This is a genomic window from Sphingobium sp. IP1 (assembly GCF_002708645.1).
GTDB lineage: Bacteria > Pseudomonadota > Alphaproteobacteria > Sphingomonadales > Sphingomonadaceae > Sphingobium > Sphingobium yanoikuyae.
Window position 1 is genome coordinate 1 of record NZ_NOIW01000058.1, and the last position, 24,751, is coordinate 24,751.

Genomic DNA, 24,751 nt, shown 5'->3' on the forward strand with positions numbered 1-24,751 from the left:
CCCCGCCGCCAATCCATGGCCGCTGGCCGTTGTCAGGGGAATGGCGAGCATGTCGCCACGCGCCGGCGGCGCCAGAACACCCGCCATCATCAGAAAAGCGACTGTCGCCAATTGCGCAGCCGCAAGCCCCCACCTGTTCCCCACTCTTGTCTCCCCCGCCGATCGGCTGGGGAAACATCACCAACAATTGTTAACGCGACACTTATGAGCCAGCAAAAATCATTGCGTTATCGTCACATTTTTCAGCCGTGGAAATAATCATAGACCTGCTGCGCGACCGCCTTCGACACGCCGGGTGCCCGTTGCAGATCCTCCAGCGCAGCATCCCGCACCGCCCGCGCCGTCCCGAAATGCATCAGAAGCGCCTTTTTCCGGGCCGGGCCGATGCCCGGCACCTCGTCCAGCGACGACACGGTGATCGCCTTGCTGCGCTTCGCCCGATGCGCGCCGATGGCAAAGCGATGCGCTTCATCGCGCAGGCGCTGCATGTAGAAGAGCAGCGGATGATTGATCGGGAAACTCACCTCCCGGCCATCCATCAGGTGGAATACCTCGCGCCCGTCGCGGCCATGATGCGGCCCCTTGGCGATGCCGATCATGCAGACATCCTCGATGCCCATATCCTCCAGCATCGCCCGCGCCGCCGACAATTGCCCCTTGCCGCCGTCGATCAGCACAAGGTCCGGCCATTCGCCGCCGTCGCGATCGGGGTCCTCCCGCGCGGCCCGGCCGAAGCGCCGCTCGAACATCTCGCGCATCATCGCGAAATCGTCGTTCGAGATTTCGGGGTTCTTCATGTTGAACTTGCGATAGGCGTTCTTGCGGAAGCCCTCCGGCCCGGCAACCACCATTGCCCCCAACGCATGGGCGCCCTGGATATGGCTGTTGTCGTAAATTTCGATCCGGTCGGGTACGCCGTCCAAGCCGAAGGCCTCGACCATCTCGTCCAATATCTTGGCCTGGGTCGTGGTCTCGGCCAAGCGCCGGTCGAGCGCCTCCACCGCATTCCGCTGCGCCTGCTTGATCAGGCGCGTGCGCTCGCCGCGCTGGGGCACCTCGATCCGCACCTTGCTGCCCAGCCTTTCGCTCAGCGCCAGCGCCATCAGTTCGCATTCCGCCGGCTCACGGTCAGTCAGGATCAGCTTGGGCGGCGGCACTTCCTCGTAAAATTGCGCCATGAAGCTTTCCAGCACCTCTTCGGTCGCCACATCATTGGTGTGGACCGGGAAGAAGCTGCGATGGCCCCAATTCTGGCCGCCGCGAATGAAGAAGGCCTGGATGCACATCGATCCGCCCTTCTCCGCCAGCGCGAAGATATCGGCGTCGCCCAGCCCCTCGGCATTGATCGCCTGCGATCCCTGGATGAAGGTCAGCGCCTTCAGCCGGTCGCGGATCATCGCTGCCTGTTCGAAATCCAGCGCCTCGGCCGCAGCCTCCATCGCCGCGCCCAGCTTCTGCTGCACGGCGGTTGACTTGCCGCCCAGGAAATCCTGTGCGTCCTGCACCAGTTCGGCATAGCCGGCCGTGTCGATGCGATCGACGCAGGGCGCCGAACAGCGCTTGATCTGATACAACAGGCAGGGCCGCGAGCGATTGGCGAAGAAGCTGTCGGTGCAGGACCGCAGCAGGAACAGCTTCTGCAGTGCGTTAATCGTCCGCGTCACCGATCCGGCGCTGGCGAAGGGGCCATAATAGCGCCCCTTATATTTGCGCGCGCCGCGATGCTTCTGCACGCGGGGAAAGGCGTGATCCTCGCGCAGCAGGATGAAGGGAAAGCTTTTGTCGTCGCGCAGCAGGACATTATAGGGCGGGCGGTAGCGCTTGATGAGTTGCGCCTCCAGCAGCAGCGCTTCGGCCTCGCTGTTGGTGGTGACGATCGTCATGCTGCGGGTCTGCGCCACCATGCGCCGCAGCCGGTTGGGCAGCCGGTCGACCTGGGTGTAGTTGGCCACGCGGTTCTTCAGCGCCCGCGCCTTGCCGACATAGAGGACGTCGCCGCGCGCATCCTGCATCCGATAGACGCCGGGCCGGGTCGGCAGCGTCTTCAGCGTCGTGCGGATCGCTTCCACGCCCGCATCGATATCGGGCTGGCTGCCGGTGACGGTATAGGTCGCCTTGTCTTCGTTGAAACGGTCGGGGGATTGCGGCTGCGACATGGCCGCAGAGATAGCGGCACCGGCGCGGATCGCAATGGCGGTGTGGAACAAAGGGCGGCCAACATCGCCATTCATGATTGCCATTCATGGCTGTGTTACCGAAAGCCGGCCTAATCAACAGCCTGTCGACTTCCTACATGGGATAGGCACAGGCCGTCCCACGGCCCGCGCCCATCCAAGAATAGCAGCGGAGGGGCATGTCTGCCCTGCACACCGCGAACCTCAAGCAAAGGGACATCCCCATGGCCACCAAAGCCTATGGCGCCAACGCCGCCGACAAGCCGCTCGAAGCCCTCGACATCGAACGCCGCGCCGTCGGTCCGCATGATGTCGCGATCGATATCGCCTATTGCGGCGTTTGCCATTCGGACCTGCACCAGGTCCGTTCCGAATGGGACGGCACCCTCTATCCCTGCGTTCCCGGCCATGAGATCGTCGGTCATGTGACCGCCGTTGGCGATCATGTCAGCGCCTTCAAGGTCGGCGACACGGTCGGCGTCGGCTGCATGGTCGACAGCTGCCAGGGCTGCCCCTCCTGCGACGAAGGGCTGGAGCAATATTGCGAGAGCGGCTTTGTCGGCACCTATAATGGCAAGACCGACGACGCGCCGGGCCACACGCTGGGCGGCTATTCGCAGAATATCGTGGTGAAGGACAAGTTCGTCCTCAAGATCAGCCACCCCGCCGACCAACTCGCCGCGGTGGCGCCGCTGCTGTGCGCGGGCATCACCACCTACTCGCCGCTGCGCCACTGGAAGGTCGGCCCCGGCCAGAAGGTCGGCATCGTCGGCATTGGCGGCCTGGGCCATATGGGCATCAAGCTGGCCCATGCCATGGGCGCCAAGGTCGTCGCCTTCACCACCTCGGAATCCAAGCGCCAGGACGCGCTGGACCTGGGCGCCGACGAAGTCGTCGTCTCGCGCAATGCCGAGGAAATGCAGGCCCATGCCAACAGCTTCGACTTCATCCTGAACACGGTTGCGGCAAGCCATAATCTCGACGCCTTCACCACCCTACTGAAGCGCGACGGGACGATGACGCTGGTCGGCGTGCCCGAGCATGCCCACCCCTCGCCCAATGTCGGCGCGCTGATCTTCAAGCGCCGTTCGATCGCCGGCTCGCTGATCGGTGGCATCGCCGAAACGCAGGAAATGCTCGATTTCTGCGCCGAAAAGGGCGTCGTTGCGGATATCGAGATGATCCGCATCCAGGATATCGAGGATGCCTATGCCCGCATGCAGAAGAGCGACGTCAAATATCGCTTCGTGATCGACAACGCCACGCTGGCGGCCTGATCGCTTCAAGGAAGGGCGGCCGAAAGGTCGCCCTTTTCCTATAGGGCGCCACTTTGCCGCGATCGGCCGTGGCGCTCGTCAGCCGGCGCTCTATCCCAACTGGATGCTGGCCCTCCTTCCCTTCACCCCCGATCATTTCTCCACCCTGTCGGGCTGGTTTGGCAGCGACGCGGATGTCGTTCAGTGGGGCGGACCCTATGTCCATTTCCCGCTGTCCGACGAGCAGATGGCCGCGATGCTGGACGAAGGACGCAGCGATCCGCCCGCACGCCTGTGCTGGATGGCGCAGGACGGTGATCGACTGGTCGGCCATGTCCAGATCGCCTTCGACTGGCGCAACGGCAATGCCACGCTGGGCCGGGTCGTGATCGCGCCCGATGCGCGGGGCCGGGGTCTGGCGGTGCCGATGCTGCGCCTTGCGCTCGCCAGCGCCTTTGCCTTCGACGCCGTCGAGCGACTGGAACTCAATGTCTATGCCTGGAACCTGCCCGCCATCCGCAGCTATGAACGGCTGGGCTTCGTGACCGAAGGCGTCCGCCTGTCCTCCGTCCGGGTCGGCGATGCGCGATGGGATACCGCGATCATGCGGATGCTGCGATCCGAATGGATCGTCGGCACGCCAGCCTGAAGCCAAACAAAAAGGGCCGGCGCCTTTCGGTGCCGACCCTTTGCTAATTCTGCCTGTTTCGATCAGGCGACCGGGCCAAGACCCTTGATCGCATCATCGACCAGCGCCTTGTCCGCCTTGGCATCATGGCCTTCGGCAATCAGGGCGGCGGCAGCGCCGGTAGCGGCCTTCACCGCCTTGGCACGAATGTCGGCGAGTGCGCTGCGCTCAGCCGCACCGATCTTGTCTTCCGCCATCTTCTGGCGACGGGCGACCAGATCGGCAGCCTGCACCTTGGCATCGGACAGAAGCGTTTCGGCTTCATGCTCGGCCGACTTGCGCATGGCGTCGGCTTCGCCGGCCGCAGCGGCCAGCTTGGCTTCATATTCGCCCTTGAGCGCTTCGGCTTCGGCACGAAGCTTCGATGCTTCGGCCAGCTGTTCCTTGATCTGGGCGATCCGGCCATCCAGCACGCCACCGATCAGGCTGGGCACCTTCTTGATCAGCAGGATGACGATGAACACCGCCATCGCCAGGCTGACCCAGGCCGTCGCGTCCATGCCAACCGCCTTGGGATCGGTATGCGGCGCGACGCCTTCATGCGCCACGGTGCCAACCGGCTCCATGCCTTCGGCGTGGATTGCCTGATTGAGGTGCGGGGCCTGTGCCTCGCTATGCTCTACTGCTGCCTCAGCCATGAGCCAGTGCCGCCTTTACTGCGTTGCGGGCCGCTTCGTCCGACGCTTCCACGCCGGAAATCCGGACGACCATGTCGCGCGCCGCATCGGCGGCGACGGTTTCAATCTGTGCCATGGCGGCATCCGTGGCGGTCTTGATCCGGGCTTCGGCAGCGCCGATCTTGTCCTGGATCTCCGCATCGGCGGCAGCCAGCTTCGCTTCCGAAGCCTTGGCGGCATCCGCCTTCGCCTTGGCCAGCGTCGCCTGGGCGGCGGTGCGGCTTTCGGCATCACGGACGCGATAGTCCGCTTCCGCTTCATCGGCGCGGGCGAAGGCTGCCTTGGCAGCATCGAGATCACCCGAAATCTTCGCGTCGCGCGCGTCGGCCGTCGCCTGCACCTTGGGCACCATGCCGCGGCCGATGACGAAGAAGACGAAGCCGAACGTCAGCAGCAGCCAGAAGATCTGGGAAGCATAGGTATCGGCGATTTGCGCGATTTGAGGCATTTTTATCCGTCCGAAAAGGGGGCGGTCGTCAAGGGGCAGGCAGCCAGGCTGCCCGCCCCGTCGATCTTTAGGCCACGAAGACCAGGATCATGGCGATAACGAACGCCAGCAGACCCAGAAGTTCGGCGGCCGCGAAGCCGATGAACAGGCGACCCTGCTGGCCGTCAGCGGCACCCGGATTGCGCAGCGCGCCTTCGAGGAACGAGCTGAAGACGTTGCCCACACCGAGGGCGGCAATGCCCGCACCGATCGCGGCCAGGCCAGCACCGAGCAGCTTTGCGGCTTCTGCGTCCATGTTCTAAACTCCTTTTTCTAAACCAATTAAGCGTTGAAGAATGTACGAAAACTCAGTGCAGGTTTTCGGCGTCGTTGATGTAGACCGAGGTCAGCAGCGCAAACACATAGGCCTGGATCACGGCGACCAGCACTTCGAGTGCGCTGATACCGACCATCAGCACGAAGCTGGCGGCACCGACGGTCAGACCGAAACCGGGGCCAGCATTCGAGCTGTTGATGACGAAGCCGGCCAGCACCTTGAGCAGCACGTGTCCGGCGGTCATCGCCACGAACAGTCGCAGGCCCAGGCTGAACGGACGCACCATGAACGAGATCAGCTCGATCGGGAAAATGACCGGGATCATCGGCAGGGGCGTGCCGTGCGGCACGAACAGGGAGAAGAAGTGCAGCCCATGCTTCCAGAAGCCCACGATCAGCACGATCGAGAAGCTCATGATCGCCAGCACGCCGGTGGCGGTGAAGTGGCTGGTGAAGGTGAAGGGGTGGACCCCGACCAGACCCAGCGGCAGCAGACCCAGAAGGTTGGCCATCAGGATGAACATGAAGAGCGAGAAGACATAGGGAATGTACTTCTTGCCGCCTTCACCCACGTTCGAGATCAGCAGGTTCTTGATGAAGCCGGTGAAATATTCGACCGCCATCTGCCAACGACCGGGCACCAGTTCGCGCTTCATGCCGCCGATCACGAAGATCCACAGCACCACCGCAGCGGCGACCATATAGAGCGCGCTGTTGGTGAAGGCGATGTTGAAGCCGCCGATGGACAGGTGATCGGTACCGAACAGCGGTTCGATCGCAAACTGATGCATCGGATCGATTTTGCCGGATTCTGCCACTTGGACCCCTGTACCGTCTAATATTCGGACTAAGACAAAAGCGCCCCTATTGATCGGAACGCTTCGTCGTCGTCAATCTGATGATGTTCCTGAACGCCGCCACGATCCCGAGACCGAGGAAGACAAGCAGGAGCCATGGGGATGTGCCGAGCAGCCGGTCGAGAACCCAGCCGATCAACGCACCACCGACAAGACCGCCGATCAGCTCTGCGAGAACCCTGTTGCCCAGACGCGAACCATCGTCCGCCTGCTGCACCTTCGTCCCCTGTCTGACCTGCTCGGCATGTTCCGCCTGCGCAATTCTCGCTTCCAGTGAAGCGATCCGCGCATCTTCCCCCGCCGGGTCCTGCCCAGGTTCACCCGCAACCATTGCCAATCCTTCCATCAGGCTGAAACCCAATGGCAGGCGGCATGGCGCTTGCGGCTGCACCCGTCAAGGCGCGGCCCGTTTAGAAAGGGGATGACGGATAGTCAACTATACTTGGGCAGGAGATTATCCTGCCCAGACGAACTGGCGGTCAAAGTCCGCCAGCCACGCGCGTTTTACTGGCCTGCGGTGGCGCAATAGGCCGGCAAAGAGATCGCCCCGGCGCCCTTGGTCTGCCAGGCACCACCGCCGACGCGATAGACCTGCCCCGGCTTCACCCGGCTGCTGAGCGTCTGGCAGCCGGTTGCGGCCGCCACATCCTGCACCGTCACGCCGCGCTTGCCGGCCAGATCGGTATAGACGGCGCGGCGCTTGATGTTGATCGATTCGACCTCGGCCCGCACATCCGCGCCCACGGTGCCGGCGATGCCCAGATAGCCATCGGCCTGCTCGCCCACCGTACCGGCGGCGATCGCGGCGGCCGCACCACCCTGGGCCTGCGCGGCACCGGCCAGAACCAGGCCGCCCAGCACAGCGGCGGCCAGCATGAACTTGCGTGTCATTGCGGGAACAACTCCGGGTTATTGTTAATCAGATCCTTGGCGTCTTTCTCCAGACGGACGACGACCTCCTGCTGGACCTTCACGTTCAGATTGATCTCGATCGGCTTGTCCGGGGCCTTGACCTGGATGCATCCCCCCAGGGCCGAAGCGGCCAGACCGGCCATCATGATTGCTGCTATCTTCATTTCGGCTCCGTATTTGACACAGTCTCGCTTGCCGCAGGCTGAACCGCAAGACCAGATTGCAGATCGGCCGCGCTTTGTGCGCGCATCTTCTGCTGGGCATCCTCGCCAATCTGGTCGCGGATCACCTGCGACGGGTCGACATAGGATTGGGCGGATTTCATCAGCCCCCGGAAGGGCGCGGAAATCCGCACGTTGAAAATGAAGGGCAGACCGACGAAGCTTTTCGCTATCCCCTGCGGCGCCCCGCCCAACTGGCCCCGGTTGACGCCGTTGAACACCACATTGGTCACCATCTCGCCATCCAGCGCGCCATCCATCAGGATGGTGAGGCATTTATATTGCAGATCCTTCAGCGCATCGAAGGCGACCTTGCCCATAACTCCGACTTGTTCGTTCGACACCGGCCCCACATAGGACAGTACGCCGGACTGGCGCGTGGGGTCGCAGGGGATAGTCGGCAGCACGCCCTCCGGCATGATCAGCGGCGCCATGCCCTGCTGCCGCGCGACCAGCACGCCGCCGGAGACCCGCCCGCCCTGCGCATTGAAGATCAGCGGCATGATGCCGTCGAACGTTCCGGTCGCCGACACATTCTTGAGGTCCATCGCCTGGATGAAGGCACCGGCATCGAGGCCGATGACCCGGAAGGTCAGATAGCGATCGACATCGGCGCCAAAGTCCATGGTCGTGGGCAGCAGTGTGAGTTCACCGCCCGAAAAGGGGAAACCGCCGCCCTCGATATGCACCTTCTGGCCGGCACCTAGGCGATAGCGCACCGTACCATTGCGTGCCTCGACGCCCGGATTGACCAGCGCGATTCGCGCCTCCTGCCCTGTCGGCGTCACCATGTTGAGCAGGTCGGAGAAGCGGATTTCGCCTGACAGTCCCTCGACCGGGCCGAATGCCGCCGCCAGATCCAGCCGATCGGTCCGGAAGACGCCATCGCTGCTGACATCGGAACCGGTCCAGCGGATATGCCCCTCGCCGGTCACGCGGCCGGCGACATTGGCGATCACGCCGAGCGTCAACGGCGTCAGTTCCTCCGGCTGCAATCCCGGCCCGAAGCCCAGGTCCGGCACGGTCAGGTCGGCATGCCCCTTCCCGCTGCCCAGGTCATGCGCAATATCGGCGCGCGCCACCGTGGCACCCTTGCCCGGCACCTGCAGCGTGCCGGTCGCGGTGATTCGGCCATCCTTCATCGCCAGGGCAAAGTCAGGCACGGACAGCGGGTTGAATCGCACCGAAGGCTGCGCATCGCGCACCTGCATCGCCGCCTTGAGCGACAGCGCCCCCTTGGCAAAGGCCCAGCCGCCCGCCCCTTGCTCGACGATCAGCGGCACGGTGCCGATCCGTCCGCCCGCGCCCTTGATGTCGCCGGCAAAACCATCCTTCGTCGCCGCACCGGTGACGCTCATCGCAGACAGGCGCACCGGCGCATCCTCCGGGCCGATGGCGAAATCGGCGTTGCCCAGGGTGAAACCGGTCTGGCCCAATATCAGACGGGCATTGTCCGCCTTGAGCCGCATCGGGCTGTCACCGCTTCGCCCGTTCAGCGCCACATTGCGAAGCTCCGCACCGCCCTTCATGCCGCCCGGCCCCATGGCGAAGAGCGCCGAATTGGGCAGCGGGCAGAGTGTCTGCCGGGTCTGCCCCAGCGCGAAGCTGCCATAGCGCGCTTCCAGCAAGGTCAGTGGCGCGCAATGTTCGTTGATCGCGATCGCGCCATTGGGCGCCAGCCGGCCATCGATCGGCAGGCCAAGACCGCGAACACCCCCATCGGGCAGCGGCCCATCCAGCCGCAACGCGGTCGTGAAGCGCGTATCGCCCTTTGGCCCGGCAACGAATCGGACAGGCTCGAACGCCAGTCGGGCGCCGTCGGCCGTATAGGGATCGATGAACAGCTGTCCGCCAAAGCCGCCGCCGGCGCGCCGGGCCAGCCGGAGCGCCGCCTTGGGCAAGCCGCCGCCCTGCGACGTGATCGCGCCGTCCAGCGCCCAGTCGATCGCTGCGCCGCCCTTGCCCGGCCAGGCCAGCGTCACCCGCCCTTCGCGCGCCACGGCCACCTGCGCGCCGCTGCGCGCTGCAAATTCGGTATCGGTCAGCACCAGACTGCCGGCATCGCCCTTCTGCGCCAGCGCCACCCGCGCCCGCAGCAGATTATCCGCCCCGGCCCGCTGTGCCGCATCCGCCAACCGCAGGGCCAGCGGCGCCACCGGCATGCCAGCCGTCGACGTGCGCAAAGCCGCCAGCGGATCACGCCCGGCCATCCGCCCGTTCCGCGCGGTCAGATCACCGCTAAAGGTCGCATCACCGCCGCGCAGCGTCCAGTCACCGGCCAGTTCGGTTGGCCCCGCCAGCACGCCGGCACCGGAAAAGGCGCGCGCGCCGATCCGCGCCCGTCCGGCCATGGCCTGGGCCGAACCGTCGAACTCAATCCGACCGACAGGGGCCGCCAGCAACATGCCCTGCGCCTTGAGCGCCTCGCCCGCCAGCTTGGCCGATCCGTTCCAGCGGTCCAGCCCCTGGCCCAGCCACAGATCGATCTCGGCCGTCGGCGCAGCCATCGCCATGTCCGCGCAGGCGAGCGCATCGCCCTTGATCGGCCCGCGCAGGTGCGGCCGGCCGTCCACCATCGCCACATCCAGCCAGGCGCTGGCCCTGGCCACGCCACAGCCGGCCATCCGTGCCCTGGGCATGGCAGCGGCCAGCTTGCCGCGGAAACCCGATTTCAGATTGCCATTGCCATCGATCTGCATGCCGACCGCCCCCGCATCGGTATCCAGCCGCAACTGCGCGTCGCGCAGATGAAGCAGCAGGTCAGGCATGGCGAAGGGCGCGGTCGAATCAGGATCGCGAAACTTGTCCAGTTCGCCCAGCGTCAGCACGCCGTCGCGATAGGCGCCGCGCATCCGCACACCACCGGCGCGAACCGCCGCCACCTGCGGCGTCACGCCGGAAAAGGCGATGTCGACCTCCACCCAGCGGGCGGTCAGGTCCGGCCGTGCCGGATCGCCCAGCACGACATTCTCGATCCGCTGGGTGCGCAGGCCCACCTGCGTCAGGTCATAATTGGCCTGAACCCCGCGCCGGTTCAGTTCGCGGTTGACGAAATTCTCGGCGATCGGCGCGCGCTGCGTCCACAGCGCGACCAGCACCAGGCCGAGCGAACCCGTCCCGACACCCAGCCAGCGCAGCCAGCCCCGGCGAATTTCGGCTTCGCCGTTCTCGTCTTCCATCTGCCTGGCCAACCCCGACTTTCGCTCGCACTTCAGGTCCGTAACGCATCCATAACGTCCGACCCATTGGAAATATCCACCCTTGAAATAGCCTTGCCCACGAAATCCGCAAAGCCTAGCCTTCATTTGCCGGGGAATGGGGGATCGCCAGCATGACCGAAAAGGACGAACGCGCGAGCCAGGATGGTGCCGGTCATCGCGCCCGCCTGCGCCAGCGCCTGGCCGAAGGCGGCGACGGGCTGCTCGACCATGAACTGATCGAATATCTGCTCGCCCTTGCCATCCCCCGCCGCGACACCAAGCCGCTGGCTCGGCTGCTGCTGCGCGAATTTGGCGGGATCGGCGGATTGATGGCGGCCGACTGGCAGGCGATCGCACGGGTGCCCGGCATGGGCGATACCAGCGTCGCCGCGATCAAGATCGTCCAGGCCACCGCACTGCGAATGCTGCGCAACGATGTGGCGGAACGACCGGTGCTTGGCAGTTGGCAGGCGCTGCTCGACTATCTGCGCGCCGACATGGCCTATCTCCATGTCGAACGCGTGCGCGTGCTGCATCTCAACAGCCGCAACATGCTGATCCGCGACGAGAATATGGGTGACGGATCAATCGACCAGGCGGCCATATATACACGCGAGGTCATCAAACGAGCCATGGAACTGGGATCGGCAGCCCTGATCCTGGTGCATAATCATCCATCGGGCGATCCGTCCCCCAGCAAGCAGGATATCGAGATCACCCGCCAGATCGTCGAGGCAGGCAAGCGGCTGGGCATCGGCGTCCACGACCATATCATCATCGGCGCGCAGGGGCATAGCAGCCTGCGTGCGCAGGGACTGCTGTAGAATCAGGCGCCCTCGATCAGTTCGGACGGCCAGCCGATCCGCACCAGCAGCCCATCCGGCCCGTTGATCCCGACCTCATACAGTCCCCATTCGCGATGGCGCAAAATGCCGCCCGGCCGGATGATCAGATCATCGACCCGCGCCGCGATCGCCGCCACATCGGGCGTGCGCAGATAGATGCCAAAGGGATTATGCGCCGGCACATCCCAGGGCGGCGCGCCGGCCTGGGTCAGATGCACCTCGCACCCCCATCCCTCCATGATATGATAATGGTGATCACCGCCGACCCGCGCGAAGCCCAGCCTTTCCCAGAAGGCCAGGGCAAGGGCGGCGTCATTGCTGGGCACGATCGCGAAAGCGCCGACGCCTGGAATTGCGGACATGGCCTTACCCTCCCGTTGCGCCATCATGGTCACATGACAAAAAAGCCCCCGCCATGCCTGCGCGTGACGGGGGCCTTTTCAATCAAAGTGGCGCCGTTCAGCCGCCAAAACCGAAATTCAGGAATTCGGGCACCGGACCGTTCCAGCCATCGTCCGGACCATCATCGGGCTCCTGACGGCGGCTATGCGGCGCTGACCGTGCAGCCGGCGCGTCACGGCGGTCGTCACGACGATCATCCCGCTTGTCGCTGCGCCGCTCATCCTTGCGCTCGGGCTTGCGGCGCGCGTCGCGGCCACCGGACCGCTCATTGTCGCGCTCCTCGCGATCGGCCTTGCGCGGCTCTTCCTTCGCGCGCGGCGCAGGCACAGCCGCGACCGGCGTTTCGACATAATCGATCTTGGTGCCGATCAGCTTCTGGATATTGTCGATCGCCTCGGCATCCTCGGCCGCGACGAAGGTATAGGCAACGCCCTTGGCCCCCGCGCGACCGGTACGGCCGATGCGGTGGACATAGTCATCGGGATGCCAGGGCGCATCGAAATTGAAGACGTGGCTGACGCCCTTGATGTCGAGGCCGCGCGCCGCGACGTCCGACGCCACCAGGATATTGACGCTGCCATCGCGGAACCGCTCCAGTTCGGCGATGCGCGATGCCTGGTCGATATCGCCGTGGATCTCGCCCGACTTGAAGCCGTGACGCTGCAGGCTCTTGTTCAGTTCGCGCACCGTGGTCTTGCGGTTGCAGAAGATCACCGCGCTCTGCACATCTTCGGCTTCCAGCATCGCGCGCAGCGCTTCACGCTTCTTGCGCGAATCAACCTTCACCAGTCGCTGGGTGATGTTGGTCGATGCCGTTGCCGGGCGCGCCACCTCGATCGACTTGGGATTGTCCAGGAAACGATCGGCCAGCTTCTTGATGACCGGCGGCATGGTGGCAGAGAAGAGAAGTGTCTGGCGCTGCGCCGGCAGCTTGGTGCAGATTTCCTCGATATCCGGGATGAAGCCCATGTCGAGCATGCGGTCGGCTTCGTCGATCACCAGCATGTTGCAGCCGTTGAGCAGGATCTTGCCGCGCTGGAACAGGTCCATCAGGCGCCCCGGCGTCGCGATCAGCACGTCGACGCCCTTTTCCAGCGCCTTGATCTGGTCGCCCATCTGCACGCCGCCGATTAGCAGCGCCATGGAGAGCTTGTGATATTTGCCGTACTTCTCGAAATTCTCGGCCACCTGGGCGGCGAGTTCGCGGGTCGGCTCCAGGATCAGGCTGCGCGGCATCAGCGCACGGGCACGGCCATGCGCCAGGATGTCGATCATCGGCAGCACGAAGCTGGCGGTCTTGCCTGTGCCCGTCTGCGCGATGCCGATGATGTCCTTCATCATCAGCACCGGCGGGATCGCCTGCGCCTGGATCGGCGTGGGCGTGTCGTAACCCGCCTCGGTTACGGCCTTGAGCAATTCGTCGGAGAGGCCGAGATCGGCAAAAGTCATTCAAATGTCCGGGACAGGAGGTTGGCCGTCCTGCGCGTCCGCACGACGGAAATCGCGCGCGACTTGCGAAAATATCGCCATCTTGTCAAGGAAATCGCGCAATATGCCGGGCAAGGCAGCTGTTTTTCTGCCGATCAATCCTCGGCGTCCGCTTCCACCAGCCGCCTGAAGCTGTCGATCCCGCAACTCGCGCCACTGCGCGCCTGCAACTCGTCCCGCCCCGAACAGAGCGAACCATCCTCGTCCGGCTCGACATAGAAGCCTGAATAGAAGCTGGCGGAATCGCATCCCCGTTCCAGTCGCGCGCGATAGCGATGCTTGTCCGCCAGGATCAGGTCGACCCCGTTGGACACTACGATGCTGGCCCCGCGAATCGATCGCAACGCCACGCAGCGCGGCCCCTTCTTCTCTTCCCAGCGCTCGTCGCTCTTGGGCACGACTCGCGTCGGCGCCCGCCCCTTGGCCATCGGAACACGAATGATCACGCGCTGCTCGATCGTCAGTTGCGCCCATTGCACCGGGTCGGCAGCAGGCGCTGCAAGCAGCATCAGGATGGTATGAACCAAGCGGAACCCCTTTTGGGAGTGGCAAGCTATCGGCCAACGGTTGAACCGTCGATGAATTCCGGGGCATAGCATGTCCCATGACAGAACAAGCCATAATCGCACAGGATGCCATCGATCGCTTCCTCGCCCTGCTCGGCCCCAAGGGCGTCATTACCGATGCCGATGATATCGCCCCCTGGGTCAGCGACTGGCGCGGCCGCTATCATGGTGCGGCGCGCGCGATCCTGTCGCCGGCCACGACGCGCGAAGTGGCCGATTGCGTGGCGCTGGCGGCGGAACTGGGCATCGCCCTCGTCCCCCAGGGCGGCAACACGTCGATGGTCGGCGGCGCGACACCGCCGGCCGACGGATCGGCGCTGATCCTCTCGCTGCGCCGCATGAACCAGATCCGCAGCCTGTCGGCCGACGACAATCTGGCGGTGTGCGAGGCCGGGGTCATCCTTTCCAATCTGCACGACGCCGCCGAAGCGGCCGGCCGTCGCTTTCCGCTCAGTCTGGGGGCCAAGGGATCGGCCACGATCGGCGGCCTCGTCTCGACCAATGCCGGCGGCACCCAGGTGCTGCGCCACGGCACGATGCGCGCGCTGGTCGAGGGGATCGAGGCGGTGCTGCCCGACGGCAGCATCTTCGACGGACTGGACGCGCTCAAGAAGGATAATCGCGGCTATGACATCAAACAGTTGCTGATCGGTGCGGAGGGTACGCTGGGCGTCATCACCGCGGCCGCCCTGCGGCTGGTGCCCTCGCCCTGCTGCGTCTGGTCGAAGGCGAACTGGACGACAGCGTCGAGGGGTTCGAGGTGATTGCCGACGATGGCCTTGGCCATGTCCTGTCCCATATTCCCGGCACGCGCTGCCCGATCGAGACCCGCACGCCCTGGCATGTGCTGATCGAGGTCGACCATGGCGACATGCGCGAGCCCGGCCCGACCGAGCGGCTGGAAGGTGCGCTCGGCCTGGCGCTGGAACGCGGCATCGCGATCGACGCCGCCATTGCCGCCAGCGAAGCCCAGGCAGAGGCCTTCTGGCGCATCCGCGAATCCCTGTCGGAATCCGAAAAGGCGCAGGGGCCCGCACTGCAATATGATATCAGCGTGCCGGTGCCGCGCATGCCGGCCTTCATGCTGGAGGCCGCCGCCGCCGCCGAAGCCGCCTTCCCCGGCACGACCGCCTCTTCCTTCGGCCATCTGGGCGACGGCAATGTCCATTTCCATGTCCGCGCGCCCAGGGGCACCAGCGACGGTCCGGCCTGGATCGCGGCACAGGGCCAGGCGATCAACGCCTTCGTCCATGACGCGGTGGTCGCCGCGGGCGGCTCCATCTCGGCCGAACATGGCATCGGCCAGATGAAGCGCGCCGAACTCGGACGCCTCGCCAGCCCGGCCCGCATCCATGCCCTGCGCGCGATAAAGACAGCCTTCGATCCGGGCGGCATCATGAACCCCGACAAGCTCATCCCTCGCCCCGACGAGGGTTGAGCGCAGCATATCCACAAAGCGATTGCCTAGCGGGATAGCTCCGATTATCCCGTCACACCCATATTCGGATCAGCGACGCAAGCCTTGCGCGCTTTCTAACAGGACGGAACCACATCATGGCCAGCGCGCCCGCGAACAGCCTTCCCATCTTCTACAACGACCTGATCCCGCTCAGCACCGTCGATCATGCCGATTATCGCACCCAGCCGGTCGATGCCGCTCCGTTCCTGGTAACCCAGCACGCCGTGCCGCTGACCATCGACGAATTCGTCTCGGCCCAGCGCTTCGTGCCCATCATCTTCTCGGCCGGCCAGGATTCGGTGCCGCTCGCGCTGATGGGCCTCAACGAAGGCGTGAATGTCTTCGTCGATGACGAAGGCAAGCTGCGCGGCCCGGCCTATATCCCGGCCTATGTCCGCCGTTACCCCTGGATGCTGGCCAAGCTGCGTCCCGACAGCGACGAACTCTCGCTCTGCTTCGACCCGACCAGCAAGGCGATCGGCACCGAAGGCGACGGCCCGGTCCTGTTCGAAAATGGCCAGCCGACCGACGTGACCAAGGGCATCCTGAAGTTCTGCGAGGATTTCGAGCAGGCCGCCGCCCGCACCGGCCAGTTCATGAAGGACCTGGCCGAGATGGACCTGCTGATGGATGGCGAAGTCGCGATCCAGACCCCGAACAACGAACAGCCCTTCGTCTATCGCGGCTTCCGCATGGTGAACGAGGAAAAGCTGCGCGACCTGCGTGGTGACCAGCTGCGCAAGATCAACCAGAACGGCCTGCTGCCGCTGATCCACGCCCACCTCTTCTCGCTGCAGCTGATGCGCGAGATCTTTGAAGGCCAGGTCAGCCAGGGCAAGGGCCCGATCGCTGTACCGGCCGCACCGGTGCCAGCAGACGCCTAAACTCCGATTAACTCCGTTAATCGCAAATATATCGGGACAGGGCGGGGCTTGCTCTTGAAAGCAGCCGCGCCCTGTCCTATTTCTGTTGCATGCGATGCACCTGCCCCCCTTTCGGGTGCGTCGTATAGGGCGCCTCCCCCTTGGAGGCGTCTCCTCCCTGAACCTGGCCACCCCGTGCATCGCATGGGGTGGTTTTTTATGGGCTGCAGTCAGCGTAGGTCGCCGGAAATTTTCGCCGCTTTCGCTTGACGCCATCGCCAGCCCTGCCTAAAGGCACGCCCCTGCCTGTCGCCCATGCGACATATGGCCCCTTCGTCTAGCGGTTAGGACGCGGCCCTCTCACGGCTGAAACACGGGTTCGATTCCCGTAGGGGTCACCAAAGAAATCAAGGACTTAGCGGCGGCTTTTCCCGATTTCCTCAATAAATCCTCAATACACCTTCTGGATTTTACTGGCATTTGCTGGGAAGCAAACTCGCCCTGAAGCAGTATCCAAACCCGACGAACGCCATCCTCAATAACGTGCCCCCCCTTGCCACGTCGGGGTGTACCCACACGATATTCTCCGGTCGCGTCAGCGCGCTTTCGGATGGATGTTCGCGATGGGTCGAACGGAGAGAGCGGGTATTGAGAAGCGCGAGCGTTGAAACCCGAGCCGCAGTCTCATAACATCACTGTATGAAATTTGGCCCGGAACCCGAACTCATCGAATCCCCTCTTAGCCGCACGTTGGAGCAGGCAGGGGTGCGACTGACCATAAACATTGTCCGGCTTGCCACCGAACGTGGTTGGTCCCTTGAGGTCGTAAACGAGCATGGCACCTCTACGGTCTGGGACACCCCCTTCGCGACCGACCGCGAGGCCGACGCTGCGTTTCGCGAAGCGCTTATTCAAGAAGGCATTGAAGCTTTCCTGGGTAAGTAGGAGGTCCGCTCAGATTGCGGCGCATATCCACCGCAGGGACGACCTGACCTTGGCCAGTCAGCTGCCACCGTTCAGGCGCGCAAGCATCTGCTTGCCGGGCTTGAAATATGGGCGTCTCTTGGCATCGACCGTGACCGTCTCGCCGGTCTTGGGATTGCGGCCGGCACGCCCATCGTAGCTCCTCACCGAAAAGGCACCAAAGCCGCGCAGTTCGACACGGCCGCCCGCATTGAGTTGGGCCACGATCGCGCCGAAGAATGCCTCGACGATCTTTTCGACCTCACTTTGGCTCAACTCCGGATTTTCCTCGGCAATCCTCTCAATCAGGTCAGACCGTACCATTCTGCTTTCCTACCCCCAAAGGTCAGGTCTCACTGACAGAGATGCCATGGCGCGGGAATAGGCATTTCCGAGCGCCGCCTCCCTTGGATTGCATCCAATCAGCGGAGCCTGTGGTCCGATGACGTTACCGGATGTCTGCTCCTCAAGCCTTGCGTAGAAGGAGCAGCCGCCGTTGAGCGGCCGGTGATAAGCTTGCAGTTGTTGCTTCATCAGCCGGTCGGCCATTCGCCGCAGCAATCTGGCCGCCCCGATCAGCCGATTCGCCAGGCTCTAGATTGAACTGACGGCGCAATCGCTTGAGACGTGTGAATCTGGTCGCTGACAATTCGCCTTCCCCCGCTGCGGAAAGCCCCGCACTAGCGCGGACAATGGCGACGGGCTGCGAATGCTTCCGATCCGCAAAAATTATCTGCGTGCAGCGGTTCATCAATCCGCTCGCACTCATGGCACAAGAGCACCCTAATGGTCGTTGGCCATGATCAGTGCGATGCTCCTTGCGTATCGCATCTGCCGCCAGCGGGTGGGGCTATGATAGATGCCAACGGCCCGCCAGAAATCCTTCGCATCATGAAGCGCCGAGAGGAATATCCATCTGGCGGCGTCCACATTGAAGCAGGCATCGTCCCGCAGCCAGGATCTGACCTGGGTCTCACTGCGGTTCATCAGACGGGCAATGCGAGGCACCCACCAACTGTTGACCTGCATTGGCCCGAGGTCGACGGAGCCATCGCTATTCCTCACTTCCGCACCAATCCATCCCCCCTCCTGCCTCCTCAAGGCCCGCAGCGTTTGGGCAAGCCATGGCCGGCCGGACGCGGCCCGATGGATACATTGATTGATCGCCCTCTCCGCCGCCAGTATGTGCGGGTCGGTCGCCTCACTATAGGCTGGCGTTGCCTGAACGATCAGCATGGAAGCGAGGCCGCCAGCCAGCAGCGTTGCACGACACCGCCTGATCATCGATCCCGCCCCCGGTCACGGCGTACCTCATCCGTCCGATCCGGCTCTTTGGGCTGCGAGATTTCCGGCTGTGGCTGGTTCCGAAGCATCCGCTCAATGAGCGCCGTGAGGGTTTCCGCCGCGCGAAGCCCTACGCCAGCCAAGCCCTTGGGTTCGCCTCGATCACGGCTTCTGCGTTCAGAGCGCAGAAGGGCCAACTCGCGCCGCTGCACGTCATAGAGGTCGCGCTCCTTTTGGATGCGGGCAGCTTCTCTTTCGAGTCGCGCTTCCGTCCCGCTACGCTTGATCAGGTCCAGCCCCTCCAGCGAGGAGGTCTTCTGCCCGGTGTTCCGCTTCAGCCTTTCGACGAGATCCGCTCGATCTTCCGTCCAAAGCTTCACGCTGAATTCCGCGCGCGTGATGGCGGTGTAAAAATTCTGCCCGGTCACCAATGGGGAGCCGACCGGTGCAAGGACGAAGACCCGAGGATAGGTTTTTGATTGCGAGGAGTAGACGGTTTCCGCGTAGCCGTGGTCCCAGGTCTTATATTGCGAGAGGTCGATCTCCTTTTGATCGCCCGTCCGATCCCATCGAATCGTTGCGACCTCCCCCTCCATCCGCTCAACCGTGCCGCGCTCGGCATTTTTCAGCCCTAGTTCCTTTGTCGCGAGGCGCCATTGGATGCGGTCTCCCGTAGCGAGGCCGCGATCCTGTACGTTGAAGACGCTGACCAGAGAGGCGCGGGTCCGTCGCGGGTCCCACGATATGGTTCGCCCCTGCTCCGTCTCCAACAGGACGACTTCGCGCCCGGTCGCTTCACGGCCGATCCCGGCAACCGCATATTCGGCCTGCCGAACGACACCGATACGATCGATGTCGCGGTTGAACATCACGACCTGCCCCTCGGAGTAGAGGCGCGCCATCCGCCGCTCCTCGCTGGTGAGGCCCGCAGGCGCCAGAATTTTCAACGGCACTTCCTCGGCGGCGATGACGCCTTCCTTCTGAAGCGCGCGCCGGACATTTGCGTTGACCGTGATCCGGGTTGCGTTGTCGAGAACGAGAATGTTCGTAGCGGCTCGCGTTTGGGGGGGCAGGTCCATCCATTCATCGACAAGATTTTTCGCAAGCTTGCCCGCTTTGTCGCCGCTCACGACACCATCCAGAAAGCCGATCACCCGCGCATACTCGCCAAGGCGCGCTTCCTTGACCGCCTTCATCATCTTCTCATTCTGCTGTCGCACCGTCTCGGTGAGTTCCGCTCTGGGCAATCCGAGCTTCTGGAGAAGCCAGAATGCCTTCCCCTGTTCGATCGCGCCGGTCTGCTGATTGTCGCCCAGAAAGAGTATCCGGGCGCCGGTATCCCGGCTGAGTTCCAGGAGCCGCAAAGCCTGGCGGTTGCTGAGCTGTCCGGCTTCATCGACAACCAGAAGATCGCGGGCCCCAAGGTTTCGTCCGCCCGAAACGATCAAATTCATGACTGTCTGAGAGGGAATTTTCGCTTTCTTCCCAAGTTCTGCTGCGGCGGACGAGGTCGGCGCCAGTGCCTGCACCCGGACATCCGCATCCACCGCCGCGACCAGCGCCCTGACGATTGTCGACTTGCCCGAGCCTGCCACCCCGTGAACCCCGATCAGGCGGTCGCGGGACGTCGCCAGCTTGGCAAGGGCCCGTTCTTGCTGCGAGGAAAGAGACTCCCCCTCCAGCACGGACAACAACCGGTCCGTCGACGCAAGAGGCCGGGTATCATTCAATGCCAGGGCAAGATGCTTCGATAGCGCAATCTCAAGCCGAGCGGTCGATCGGGTGGTGCGCCCTCGCGTAAGGACGGCATCTCCGGTCTGGGTCCGCGTCGCCAGCAGCTTTTCCCGTTCTTCATGCTCCCTGACAAAGGGCCGGACATCGCGGAGGCTCACTTCGCCAACATGGGCAGCGAGCCCGGTCCGAATCAGCTGCCCCTGGCTGTTCACGGCTTCGCGCGTTTCCATATTGCGGATGCCGAACAGAGCAGCGCGGCCCGCGATAGCCCGGTTGGTTTCATGGTCGATCACCCCGTCATGGTCGGCGGCGTCCTTCACCTTCCGGAGCACTTCAAGGAGCGGCCCCGCTTCCTTGTCCCAGCGCTCTCGGAGCCCTTCGATCGTCGTCTTCTGCTTGGGCTTGCGCGTCTGGTAGAAAGAGGCGACTCGCGCGGCCTGCCCGGTCCGGCCATGCTCTTTTGCGTGGGCGTCGATCTGCTCGGCGCGTTTCGACCACTCCCCCATCAGGCGCTCAGGCACTCCCTTGATTTCGAACAGCCCCCGATGCAGATCGGTGTCGAGTTCAAAGCCATGGGCGCGAAGCTTCTGGGCAAGACCGTTCCGATATATCTGCCCGGCAACCATTTGCTCAGCGAACATGGCCCGGCTCTCCATGCTCGTCATCGCCGCGCCATCCCCTCGATCGGTGATGTTCATCACGACCACATGGGTATGGAGATGGGGATCGAGTTCACGGCTGGCATGCTCGGTGAAGCGCGCGGCTATGATGCGGCCGGTCGTCTCATGGACGATCTCGCCCTCCTTTCGATACCTGAAGGCGGCATGTTCCTCCAACCAGGAGATTGCCTCGCCGACGGCCTGCTCGTGCGCTTCCAGCACCCGCTGGTCCTGCGCGACCAGGGCCATGATCGAGACCGACTTGGGCGCATTGACCGCGAAATCCCAGCCGGGATGGTGTTGGATGGAGCCATCGGCGCGCCGGCGTCCAAGCTGGACCCCGGCTACCTTCCCCGCCAGCAGATCCCTGAACATGGCAGGATCGACCGATCCCTCCAGCCCCAGTTCGGAGGCGATCTTCCCGGCCCACTCGCTATGTTCGTCAGAGCCCTTCGTATAATAATCGCCGACCGTATAGTAGCGGGCGATGTTGCCGGCCGAGCCGGACAGGCGACGGGGATGGATCATGCTGGGTCAGCCTCCCCCGGCGTTTCGTTGACCCGACCGTGCCGGAACAGGGGGACAGTGCGTGCGCCTGCCCGCGCCCCAAGCATCGACGGGCTTGGCGTTGCCGGTTTCTTCTGCTTGGGGTCCGGCCTGGACGGCTCCGGCGTCTGCCCAAGGGGAAGTTCGGGCGCCGACATGTTGGAACGAGCAGCATCCTGAGGGGGAGGCACCGGTCCGGTCCTGCGGACAGCTTTCGTCCGGCTGCGGCGCCCGAACTGATCGCCCTGCTTCGCTTGTTCCTCAGCAGCGGCACGCGCAGCCTGGATGATCTCATCGGCCAGCGGCAGCCGAATCGCCGGCTCGGTCCTCTCGATAAAGGCGGGGGCAACGGTCGCGATAGGATTGAACCGATCAGCGAATCGGACCACCGGAAGGTCCCGACCGAAGCGGAGAAATCCCGACAGGTTGGGGAGATTGGTTACCTCCGTATGCATGACCAGCGGCCGGGTCACCTGCATCCGCGAGAGGTTCACCCCGTCGCGCATGTCATTGACGCCATAGGACATGCCTTCATTCGCCTCGATCTGCTCGACCTGCCCCAGATTTTCGGAGACATGCTTCGCCGTCGGGGTGTCGTTGGCGCGCAGCGCAATCCAGGTCGAACAGTAGCCGGTGATAGCAGCGGCATCCTGAATGCCGTAGGTCGCCTCCAATTGCGGATAGGACTGAAACCCCAATATGCCGCAGCCACCATATTTACGCGCGCGGGCCAGGAAGTCGCTGAGCGAAGGAAGCCGCTGGAGCGTGGGAAGCTCATCGATGATGCAATAGAGCCGCCGCTCAGGATCGGGCTTCATGCTCATGATCGCCCCGATCGCGATGTCGATCCAGACGGTGATGAGCGGGCGCAGCGAAGGAAGCTGGTCGGCCTTCACCGTGATGAAGAGCCAACTATCGTCCGTCTCATTCTCGACCCAGCTGCGGATCGAGAAGCCGTTGGTGGTGTCGTCGAGATAGGAGAAGCTGCGCATGACCGACGCAAGCTCGGCCTGGATACCGGCAGAGGTCCGGTCCCCCTCCATGCTAATGAAAGCAGCGGCCTCGGTGCCCTCGGCGAAGGCGACGAGATCCTTCAACCCTGATCGCAAAAGCCGATCGAGCAAGATGGAAACCAGCGTGTGCCGTTGCTTGGCGAGCTTGCGCAGGACGCCTACCAACGTGCCGCGCGCGGCCCTTGCCCAGAAGGGATCGCCTGCCTTGTCGGGAATGGTTGACTGGGCGATCTGGTCGTAATGATAGTCCCTTGGGACATCAACCCAGGGCGACCAATGGTCGGTTCGCTCGTCGAGCGGATTGAGGAGAATATCCTTCCCCGGCCGATAGAATTTTTCGACAAAGGAGCCGGCGGTGTCATAGACGATCGCCCGCTTTCCGTTTTTCCTGATGCCTTCGAGCATAGTGGTGATGATGTTGGTCTTGCCCGTGCCGGGCGCGCCGCACAGGACAATATGTTCGGGTTCAAAGGCATGCGGCATCGCCACGCCGCCGATGGTGAGGCTGCCCTTGCGATACCGACGCAGGAGCCGGCGGATCGATCGCACCGTCCCGAACCGGGCGCCGCGCAGGAACTGGTTCGATCCCAAGCCCCGCCCGGTCCGCGTGAAATAATACCAGGCCCAACCAAGCGCGAGCGCGGCGCCGACACCCCCGATCAGCGAGCCGGTGATGAGCGCGGCTTCGCCTGCCTCCAGCGTCTTTCTCGCCACGCCCGAATTCAACAAGGCCTCCGCGGTGGTCCAATATTTGTGGCCGCCGGGCGTCTGGAACTGCACCAGATCGGCCGCGCCACGAGTCGCGTCCTTGCGGAATTCCGCGAGCGCCAGTTGGACCAGCACATAGCGCTGATAGGCGGTCAGGGTTTCGAAACAGTACCACAGGATGCCCATGACCCAGAGCACCAGGCAGGCCGACATGGTCTGGAAAAAGACCTGGGTGGTCATGCGGACATTATGGACGATGGCCTGTCCGCCACGGGTCCAGGAGCCGAGCGTATCGTTGCGGAAGATGCTCATCGCCCCGCCTCCCTTTCACCCGCCTGGGGTTCAAGATCGGGGTCGAGCAGCCCCCTCTCGGCGAGAAGAGCGCGGGCTTCGGCCATCCCCTGCTCGACAGCTTCTGGCGATCTCCGCCCAACCGCGACGACGAGGATGGAAAGGATCTGGATACTGGTGGCGAGGATCTCATCCTTGGACGAGAAGATATAGCCGCGACTGGGTTCTGCGGCCTGGGCGAGAACTGCCCTGACGAAGTCTGAAAGGCTTAGATCGGCGGCTGCCGCACGCCGAACGAGGCGCTCATGAAGCCCCTCATCGATCCTGAAATTAACTTTGACCACAGGCTTGCTCCATTAGCTGGAGCCCTGCGGATGTCGTGAAGCGCCGCCCTTATACTCTTGATTACGCTTCGGTTCAAACCGATCGCGTGTAATACATGTATTCCGCCTAAAATCGCGGAATACTGCGGGTTCCGCTCCCTCTGTTCCCGCCTGTGGTCCATGGACCACAATTTCCGGCGTCAGACGAATACCCGTATTTGCCTATATACCATTGATTCTACGTCATATTCCACCGCAGCACCCGTGCGTAGGGTGCATTACATCGGCCTTGGGGCCGTGCGTCCGCCCTTCGCAGCGCCCAGCCGCTGCGTCCGTCATCAGACGACGCGGGCGGGCATCCTCGAACGGGTTTTCCTGCCGGTCGGCAAAGCGGGCAATCTGGGAAGAGCGTTGCAAGCGTCTGCTCCTTGGGGAATAATCAGGGATGGCGGGCAGACCCCTTTGCAATGAGGAGTCGATACATGCCCAAGATGACGGATCGCGAGCGGCTCGCGAAGATAGAGGCCGACCAGCAAAGCCTCGCCCAAGAGGCCGAAACCGTGCGGCGGGCTTTACGTGCGCACTATGGAAAAATTGCCACGGAACTGACCGTGGAAAGGCTGAGCGAGCGCGAATTTCGGGAGGTGCTTAGCCACGCCATCCGGGTCGGCGGCGGCGCTGCAATAGCGGCGCTCAAGACAGTATCGGGGGCCAGCGCGCCGCCTGAACAGCCGCCACTCAAGAAGCCTGCGGAGGCGCGAAGCAAGCTGCCGAAAGGCAGCGCGACGAATGACGACGGCAAGGCGCAATCGGTCGTCCAGCCATAGCGGAATGGGACTGCGTGGCAGGCACGAAAAAA

23 protein-coding genes, 1 tRNA gene and 1 pseudogene are annotated in these 24,751 nt (G+C 63.7%); 8 read left to right on the forward strand and 17 right to left on the reverse strand.

The genetic code is table 11. The features are described 5' to 3' along the window. Positions 1-242: 242 nt before the first annotated feature. Positions 243-2,156: an excinuclease ABC subunit UvrC gene (gene uvrC / locus CG471_RS18495; protein WP_037491626.1), complete on the reverse strand. Its 1,914-nt coding sequence runs from the start codon at positions 2,154-2,156 to the stop codon at positions 243-245. 242 nt (positions 2,157-2,398) lie between these two features. Between uvrC and CG471_RS18500 the strand changes: the two genes are divergently transcribed. Further along, positions 2,399-3,451, forward strand: a complete 1,053-nt coding sequence (locus CG471_RS18500) for an NAD(P)-dependent alcohol dehydrogenase (protein ID WP_099232945.1) — start codon at positions 2,399-2,401, stop codon at positions 3,449-3,451. Positions 3,452-3,554: 103 nt separating this feature from the next. After that, positions 3,555-4,079: a GNAT family N-acetyltransferase gene (locus tag CG471_RS18505; RefSeq protein ID WP_099232902.1), complete on the forward strand. Its 525-nt coding sequence runs from the start codon at positions 3,555-3,557 to the stop codon at positions 4,077-4,079. Positions 4,080-4,141: 62 nt separating this feature from the next. Here CG471_RS18505 and CG471_RS18510 read toward each other — a convergent pair whose 3' ends face one another. From CG471_RS18510 to CG471_RS18545, 8 genes are all read right to left on the reverse strand, one after another. Further along, on the reverse strand, positions 4,142-4,756 hold the full coding sequence (locus tag CG471_RS18510; protein WP_004207390.1) for an ATP synthase subunit B: 615 nt from the start codon (positions 4,754-4,756) through the stop codon (positions 4,142-4,144). After that, positions 4,749-5,243 (reverse strand): hypothetical protein, encoded by a 495-nt coding sequence (locus CG471_RS18515; RefSeq protein WP_004207391.1) that lies wholly within the window; start codon positions 5,241-5,243, stop codon positions 4,749-4,751. The genes CG471_RS18510 and CG471_RS18515 overlap by 8 nt, the downstream gene beginning before the upstream one ends. Positions 5,244-5,310: 67 nt before the next feature. Further along, complete coding sequence (locus tag CG471_RS18520) at positions 5,311-5,538, reverse strand: F0F1 ATP synthase subunit C (RefSeq protein WP_004207392.1); 228 nt, start codon at positions 5,536-5,538, stop codon at positions 5,311-5,313. Positions 5,539-5,590: 52 nt separating this feature from the next. Further along, positions 5,591-6,376 carry a F0F1 ATP synthase subunit A gene (locus CG471_RS18525; RefSeq protein ID WP_017503282.1) on the reverse strand — a complete coding sequence of 262 codons (786 nt, stop codon included), beginning with the start codon at positions 6,374-6,376 and terminating at the stop codon, positions 5,591-5,593. 46 nt (positions 6,377-6,422) lie between these two features. Further along, positions 6,423-6,746 (reverse strand): AtpZ/AtpI family protein, encoded by a 324-nt coding sequence (locus CG471_RS18530; RefSeq protein WP_037519600.1) that lies wholly within the window; start codon positions 6,744-6,746, stop codon positions 6,423-6,425. A 173-nt stretch (positions 6,747-6,919) separates the two neighbouring features. Further along, entirely contained in the window at positions 6,920-7,306 is a 387-nt protein-coding gene (locus tag CG471_RS18535) for a YdbL family protein (RefSeq protein WP_004207395.1), read from the reverse strand. Further along, a complete protein-coding gene (locus CG471_RS18540) occupies positions 7,303-7,491 on the reverse strand; it encodes a YnbE family lipoprotein (protein ID WP_004207396.1) in 189 nt (62 codons plus the stop codon). The genes CG471_RS18535 and CG471_RS18540 overlap by 4 nt, the downstream gene beginning before the upstream one ends. Then, on the reverse strand, positions 7,488-10,727 hold the full coding sequence (locus tag CG471_RS18545) for a YdbH domain-containing protein (RefSeq protein WP_099232904.1): 3,240 nt from the start codon (positions 10,725-10,727) through the stop codon (positions 7,488-7,490). Before CG471_RS18545 ends, CG471_RS18540 begins: the two co-directional genes overlap by 4 nt. A 152-nt stretch (positions 10,728-10,879) precedes the next feature. On the opposite strand from CG471_RS18545, the gene radC reads away from it, so the two are divergent. Continuing rightward, positions 10,880-11,572 carry a DNA repair protein RadC gene (gene radC / locus CG471_RS18550; RefSeq protein WP_004207398.1) on the forward strand — a complete coding sequence of 231 codons (693 nt, stop codon included), beginning with the start codon at positions 10,880-10,882 and terminating at the stop codon, positions 11,570-11,572. A 2-nt stretch (positions 11,573-11,574) separates the two neighbouring features. Here the strand turns inward: radC and CG471_RS18555 are convergent, their stop codons facing one another. The 3 genes from CG471_RS18555 to CG471_RS18565 all read right to left on the reverse strand — a co-directional run bounded on the left by CG471_RS18555 (position 11,575) and on the right by CG471_RS18565 (position 14,010). After that, on the reverse strand, positions 11,575-11,955 hold the full coding sequence (locus CG471_RS18555) for a VOC family protein (RefSeq protein ID WP_099232906.1): 381 nt from the start codon (positions 11,953-11,955) through the stop codon (positions 11,575-11,577). A 97-nt stretch (positions 11,956-12,052) separates the two neighbouring features. Next, positions 12,053-13,444: a DEAD/DEAH box helicase gene (locus CG471_RS18560; protein ID WP_099232908.1), complete on the reverse strand. Its 1,392-nt coding sequence runs from the start codon at positions 13,442-13,444 to the stop codon at positions 12,053-12,055. Positions 13,445-13,578: 134 nt separating this feature from the next. Beyond that, positions 13,579-14,010 (reverse strand): hypothetical protein, encoded by a 432-nt coding sequence (locus CG471_RS18565; RefSeq protein WP_004207401.1) that lies wholly within the window; start codon positions 14,008-14,010, stop codon positions 13,579-13,581. 77 nt (positions 14,011-14,087) lie between these two features. Between CG471_RS18565 and CG471_RS18570 the strand changes: the two are divergent. The 4 genes and pseudogenes from CG471_RS18570 (at position 14,088) to CG471_RS18585 (ending at position 17,316) form a co-directional block, all read left to right on the forward strand. Further along, positions 14,088-15,487 (forward strand): annotated as a pseudogene (locus CG471_RS18570) (FAD-binding oxidoreductase). A gap of 116 nt (positions 15,488-15,603) precedes the next feature. Continuing rightward, positions 15,604-16,392: a SapC family protein gene (locus CG471_RS18575; protein ID WP_004207403.1), complete on the forward strand. Its 789-nt coding sequence runs from the start codon at positions 15,604-15,606 to the stop codon at positions 16,390-16,392. Positions 16,393-16,697: 305 nt separating this feature from the next. Continuing rightward, positions 16,698-16,772, forward strand: a tRNA-Glu gene (locus CG471_RS18580). A gap of 298 nt (positions 16,773-17,070) precedes the next feature. Next, the gene (locus CG471_RS18585; protein ID WP_099232910.1) at positions 17,071-17,316 is read left to right on the forward strand and encodes a hypothetical protein; all 246 of its coding nucleotides are present in this window, start codon (positions 17,071-17,073) and stop codon (positions 17,314-17,316) included. A 57-nt stretch (positions 17,317-17,373) separates the two neighbouring features. On the opposite strand, the gene CG471_RS18590 is transcribed toward CG471_RS18585, so the two are convergent. The 5 genes from CG471_RS18590 to CG471_RS18610 form a co-directional block, all read right to left on the reverse strand. Beyond that, the gene (locus CG471_RS18590; protein ID WP_099232912.1) at positions 17,374-17,658 is read right to left on the reverse strand and encodes an HU family DNA-binding protein; all 285 of its coding nucleotides are present in this window, start codon (positions 17,656-17,658) and stop codon (positions 17,374-17,376) included. A gap of 459 nt (positions 17,659-18,117) precedes the next feature. After that, the gene (locus tag CG471_RS18595) at positions 18,118-18,570 is read right to left on the reverse strand and encodes a lytic transglycosylase domain-containing protein (RefSeq protein ID WP_180275737.1); all 453 of its coding nucleotides are present in this window, start codon (positions 18,568-18,570) and stop codon (positions 18,118-18,120) included. A 44-nt stretch (positions 18,571-18,614) separates the two neighbouring features. Continuing rightward, the gene (gene mobF, locus CG471_RS18600) at positions 18,615-21,539 is read right to left on the reverse strand and encodes a MobF family relaxase (protein ID WP_099232914.1); all 2,925 of its coding nucleotides are present in this window, start codon (positions 21,537-21,539) and stop codon (positions 18,615-18,617) included. Then, positions 21,536-23,590, reverse strand: coding sequence for a type IV secretion system DNA-binding domain-containing protein (locus tag CG471_RS18605; protein ID WP_099232916.1), 2,055 nt, complete (start codon positions 23,588-23,590; stop codon positions 21,536-21,538). Before CG471_RS18605 ends, mobF begins: the two co-directional genes overlap by 4 nt. After that, positions 23,587-23,913: a toxin-antitoxin system HicB family antitoxin gene (locus CG471_RS18610; RefSeq protein WP_099232918.1), complete on the reverse strand. Its 327-nt coding sequence runs from the start codon at positions 23,911-23,913 to the stop codon at positions 23,587-23,589. The genes CG471_RS18605 and CG471_RS18610 overlap by 4 nt, the downstream gene beginning before the upstream one ends. Before the next feature lie 461 nt (positions 23,914-24,374). Here CG471_RS18610 and CG471_RS31400 point away from each other — a divergent pair, with 461 nt between their 5' ends. Next, the gene (locus CG471_RS31400) at positions 24,375-24,719 is read left to right on the forward strand and encodes a hypothetical protein (protein ID WP_257211595.1); all 345 of its coding nucleotides are present in this window, start codon (positions 24,375-24,377) and stop codon (positions 24,717-24,719) included. The last annotated feature ends 32 nt before the right edge of the window (positions 24,720-24,751 follow it).

What these genes read in the sequence shown, in the direction of transcription:
- uvrC (WP_037491626.1), bottom strand. Translation starts at nt 2,156, where the DNA reads ATGTCGCAGCCGCAATCCCCCGACCGTTTCAACGAAGACAAGGCGACC.
- CG471_RS18500 (WP_099232945.1), top strand. Translation starts at nt 2,399, where the DNA reads ATGGCCACCAAAGCCTATGGCGCCAACGCCGCCGACAAGCCGCTCGAA.
- CG471_RS18505 (WP_099232902.1), top strand. Translation starts at nt 3,555, where the DNA reads ATGCTGGCCCTCCTTCCCTTCACCCCCGATCATTTCTCCACCCTGTCG.
- CG471_RS18510 (WP_004207390.1), bottom strand. Translation starts at nt 4,756, where the DNA reads ATGGCTGAGGCAGCAGTAGAGCATAGCGAGGCACAGGCCCCGCACCTC.
- CG471_RS18515 (WP_004207391.1), bottom strand. Translation starts at nt 5,243, where the DNA reads ATGCCTCAAATCGCGCAAATCGCCGATACCTATGCTTCCCAGATCTTC.
- CG471_RS18520 (WP_004207392.1), bottom strand. Translation starts at nt 5,538, where the DNA reads ATGGACGCAGAAGCCGCAAAGCTGCTCGGTGCTGGCCTGGCCGCGATC.
- CG471_RS18530 (WP_037519600.1), bottom strand. Translation starts at nt 6,746, where the DNA reads ATGGTTGCGGGTGAACCTGGGCAGGACCCGGCGGGGGAAGATGCGCGG.
- CG471_RS18535 (WP_004207395.1), bottom strand. Translation starts at nt 7,306, where the DNA reads ATGACACGCAAGTTCATGCTGGCCGCCGCTGTGCTGGGCGGCCTGGTT.
- CG471_RS18540 (WP_004207396.1), bottom strand. Translation starts at nt 7,491, where the DNA reads ATGAAGATAGCAGCAATCATGATGGCCGGTCTGGCCGCTTCGGCCCTG.
- CG471_RS18545 (WP_099232904.1), bottom strand. Translation starts at nt 10,727, where the DNA reads ATGGAAGACGAGAACGGCGAAGCCGAAATTCGCCGGGGCTGGCTGCGC.
- radC (WP_004207398.1), top strand. Translation starts at nt 10,880, where the DNA reads ATGACCGAAAAGGACGAACGCGCGAGCCAGGATGGTGCCGGTCATCGC.
- CG471_RS18555 (WP_099232906.1), bottom strand. Translation starts at nt 11,955, where the DNA reads ATGTCCGCAATTCCAGGCGTCGGCGCTTTCGCGATCGTGCCCAGCAAT.
- CG471_RS18560 (WP_099232908.1), bottom strand. Translation starts at nt 13,444, where the DNA reads ATGACTTTTGCCGATCTCGGCCTCTCCGACGAATTGCTCAAGGCCGTA.
- CG471_RS18575 (WP_004207403.1), top strand. Translation starts at nt 15,604, where the DNA reads ATGGCCAGCGCGCCCGCGAACAGCCTTCCCATCTTCTACAACGACCTG.
- CG471_RS18585 (WP_099232910.1), top strand. Translation starts at nt 17,071, where the DNA reads ATGAAATTTGGCCCGGAACCCGAACTCATCGAATCCCCTCTTAGCCGC.
- CG471_RS18590 (WP_099232912.1), bottom strand. Translation starts at nt 17,658, where the DNA reads ATGGTACGGTCTGACCTGATTGAGAGGATTGCCGAGGAAAATCCGGAG.
- CG471_RS18595 (WP_180275737.1), bottom strand. Translation starts at nt 18,570, where the DNA reads ATGCTGATCGTTCAGGCAACGCCAGCCTATAGTGAGGCGACCGACCCG.
- mobF (WP_099232914.1), bottom strand. Translation starts at nt 21,539, where the DNA reads ATGATCCATCCCCGTCGCCTGTCCGGCTCGGCCGGCAACATCGCCCGC.
- CG471_RS18605 (WP_099232916.1), bottom strand. Translation starts at nt 23,590, where the DNA reads ATGAGCATCTTCCGCAACGATACGCTCGGCTCCTGGACCCGTGGCGGA.
- CG471_RS31400 (WP_257211595.1), top strand. Translation starts at nt 24,375, where the DNA reads ATGCCCAAGATGACGGATCGCGAGCGGCTCGCGAAGATAGAGGCCGAC.